At 60.5% G+C, this 3,120-nt stretch carries 3 protein-coding genes; 1 reads left to right on the top strand and 2 read right to left on the bottom strand.

The annotated features are described in order from the left end of the window. Positions 1 to 167: 167 nt before the first annotated feature. Both B3F77_RS18230 and B3F77_RS18225 read right to left on the bottom strand, forming a co-directional pair. Complete coding sequence (locus B3F77_RS18230) at positions 168 to 563, bottom strand: ABC transporter substrate-binding protein (protein WP_349678423.1); 396 nt, start codon at positions 561 to 563, stop codon at positions 168 to 170. A 110-nt stretch (positions 564 to 673) separates the two neighbouring features. Beyond that, positions 674 to 1,651 carry a LysR family transcriptional regulator ArgP gene (locus tag B3F77_RS18225; RefSeq protein ID WP_293606326.1) on the bottom strand — a complete coding sequence of 326 codons (978 nt, stop codon included), beginning with the start codon at positions 1,649 to 1,651 and terminating at the stop codon, positions 674 to 676. 106 nt (positions 1,652 to 1,757) lie between these two features. On the opposite strand from B3F77_RS18225, the gene B3F77_RS18220 reads away from it, so the two are divergent. After that, complete coding sequence (locus B3F77_RS18220; protein ID WP_293606325.1) at positions 1,758 to 3,107, top strand: D-amino acid dehydrogenase; 1,350 nt, start codon at positions 1,758 to 1,760, stop codon at positions 3,105 to 3,107. Positions 3,108 to 3,120 lie beyond the last annotated feature (13 nt).

Here is a 3,120-nt window from a genome sequence, read left to right as displayed (position 1 = left end):
CTCGAGAAGTTGGCGCTGTTGAAAATCGCGCTCTGCAAAGCGCCCGTCTTGAGCAGTGTTTCTTGGCGCTTAAATTCCATGACGCCGTCAGGGCCACCCTGGTTTTCGCCAGCGCCATCACCAGAACCGATGTTATGCATAAGCTCTTTCGCTCGAACAATCATACATCAGCAGATTTCATGGCCACGCCGGTGTTGCAAAACATCGATCGTGGCGACGACTTTCTCACTCACCAGTTCCTGGGACATCTTCAGGCCGACGTCCGGATTGACTTGGTCGTCCTTGCGCACAATTTCGAGCTCGCGTCCCAGATAGACCCCGACCGCGCTGATGTAGTCCACAGCCTGATGGAGGCCATTGAGCATAGGCATGCCAAATTCGCCCGACGGACCGGCGAATGGGCCGATGACTCCGACTCTCAGGGCGTTGCCTGCGGATTTTCCAGTGACAGGCGCCGGAGTGGCGGCTGAGTCGGCGGTGGTTTGGGCATGAACGGCCACCATAATTGCCAGCCCGCTACCGATCAAGGCGACGATGCGAGCAAGGAGAACGGTAGAAAGCATGGATCTCTCCTAGGTTGGCTTCTGGATACTCCTCGGTAAAATTTGGCGACACCTGACTTTCCCGTAGTTACCGGCCTTATGTCACGGAAACGCCACTGGAAATCAGCCGACTAGACGCGCCCGACCATCAGCGACGAAGCGGCCGCCTGCTTGAGGGCCGCTGTCAGCGCGTCCAGCACTTCGGACTCCAGATTCCAGCAGTGCCAGTACAACTGAATAGGCAGTGTGTAAGTGGGCGCAACATTGACGAGCAGACCCTGGTCCATCAGGCCCTGCGCGAGCAAGCGCGGCACCACGCTGACGCCCCAGCCCGCCAGCACGGCACGCACCTGGCCTTCCGACGATGGCACAAACAACTGCTTGAGCGTGACCCGCTTGAGCCCAAAGGCTTTGCCGACAAATTCGCTTTGCATGTCGTCTTTGCGGTTGAAGGCCACGAACGACACGTCGCGAAAATTGTGGATCGTCAGCACCGGCGTTACCGCTGTGCTTGAGGCCTTGCTTCTGGCGGCGCTGCCAGCAGCTGCTGGCTTGGCCAGTCTGTCCTGCGCAAACGCCGGGGAAGCTACGGCCACATAGTCCATGGCGCCCAGCGCCACCACCTTGCAGCCGCGCAAGGCCTGCTTGAGCGTGGTGACACAGCCCAGAACCTGGCCCTCACGCAGCCATTCCTGGGTGAAGTCCTGGTCGTCGGTAATTATTTCCAGAGGCAGGCCTTGCTGCGCCAACTCCGTCAGCGCCTGCAGGGCCCAGGTGGCAATGCTGTCGGCGTTGACGGCAATCGAAATGCGCCCTTCCTCGCGCGCACCGCGCAGCGAGCTGGGTGCCAGCTCTTTCAGGTCGCGCTCCAGATCGGCACGCAACAGGCGCAGCATCTTGGTGTGCTTGAGCAGCAGTTGCCCCGCAGCAGTGGCTTTTAGCGGCCGACTGCGCACAATCAGCATGGTGCCGACCTGGGCCTCCAGCGCCCGCAGGCGCTGCGACACCGCCGACTGCGTGATCGACAGGCGCTGGGCCGCACGCTCGAAGCCCCCTTCTTCCACGATGGCGGCCAGACATTCGAGCGCATCGGGGTCAAAATTGCTCATTGGGAAGCTTCCTTGTATTAGTGTTTCTGATATTCTCGCTGAAAGTTTAATTTTTCTATTTGTTGAAAGCAAGCTCCTTCACACTTGAAGATCAGGAAAGGTCTCTATGAAAGTTGTTGTTTTGGGTGCAGGCATCATTGGAGTAAGCACGGCCTGGCACCTGCTTGAGCGCGGCCACGAGGTCACGGTGGTGGACCGGCAGCCCGACGCTGCGCTGGAAACCAGCTTTGCGAATGCGGCACAAATTTCTGTCGGCTACTGCGAGCCCTGGGCCAACCGGGACGCGCCGCTGAAGGCCCTGAAGTGGCTGTTTCGCAACGATGCGCCCCTGCTGTTTCGCCCGCAGCTGCCATTCGGTGAGGGATGGCAACAATGGCGCTGGGGCCTGCAATTTCTGGCGCAATGCAACGACGCTGCGTTTGAGCGCAATGTGCAGCAGCTGGTGGCGCTGGGCGCTTACAGCCACACCGCACTCAAGGAAGTGGTCAGGGCTACGGGCATTGAATATCACCGGCTGGAACGCGGCATTGCGCACTACTATACCGATCAAAAGGCGTTCGACACAGCAGGCGATGCGGCGGCCCTGATGCGCAAATATGGCGTGGCGCGCCGCGTGGTAAACACGGCCGAGTTGCTGGAAATTGAGCCCGCCTTCACATCATTTTCCCACCGCATTGTGGGCGGCACCTACACCGCCAGCGATGAGAGTGGGGACGCCCGCATCTTCACGCAGGCACTGGCCCAGCGCTGCGCTGAGCGGGGTGCCAACTTCCTGTACGGACACGACATCGAGCGCCTTGAGAAGGCCGGAGGTGCTATTGAATCAATAGCTGTTCGTACCCGCCCTGTGCCGGACAGCGAGCCAAAACTCGTTCATCTGAGGGCCGACGAAGTGGTGGTGGCCTGCGGCTCCTACACCGCGCCGCTGCTGCGCACCGTCGGCGTTGATTTGCCCATCTACCCGGGCAAGGGCTATAGCGCCACCTTCAAGCTGCTCAAACCGGAGCTGGCACCCTTCGTCAGCACCATTGATGACGACGTCAAGTGCGCCATGAGTCGGCTGGGCAACCATCTGCGCGTGGCCGGCACCATTGAAATCGGCGGTTATGGCTTGTCGCTCGACACGCCAGTGGCCCGAGCCCGCTGCAAAATGCTGGCCGACCGGATTGAAACAGTACTGCCCGGTGTGTGCGACACGCGTCTTGAAGAGCAAGGCGGCACGCCGGAGTTCTGGACCGGCTTGCGTCCCGCCACACCCACCAACATCCCGTTTATTGGCAAGACCAAAGTGGGCCACTTGTGGGTGAACGCGGGCCACGGCACGCTGGGATGGACGCATGGCGCTGGCTCAGGCAAAGCCATCGCCGAACTCATCAGCGGCGAGCAACCGCAAATGGCGTTCAATTTTTACGGAACCACCGGGTCGACACGCAGGCCCGGGCTTTCGCCCTTCTGAACACCTGACAGGC

It is taken from the genome of Polaromonas sp. UBA4122 (genome assembly GCA_002381615.1).
GTDB lineage: Bacteria > Pseudomonadota > Gammaproteobacteria > Burkholderiales > Burkholderiaceae_C > Polaromonas.
This window is presented reverse-complemented; position numbering and strand designations above follow the sequence as displayed.

Coding starts and splice junctions, on each gene's coding strand:
- B3F77_RS18225 (WP_293606326.1), bottom strand. CDS start 1,651: ATGAGCAATTTTGACCCCGATGCGCTCGAATGTCTGGCCGCCATCGTG.
- B3F77_RS18230 (WP_349678423.1), bottom strand. CDS start 563: ATGCTTTCTACCGTTCTCCTTGCTCGCATCGTCGCCTTGATCGGTAGC.
- B3F77_RS18220 (WP_293606325.1), top strand. CDS start 1,758: ATGAAAGTTGTTGTTTTGGGTGCAGGCATCATTGGAGTAAGCACGGCC.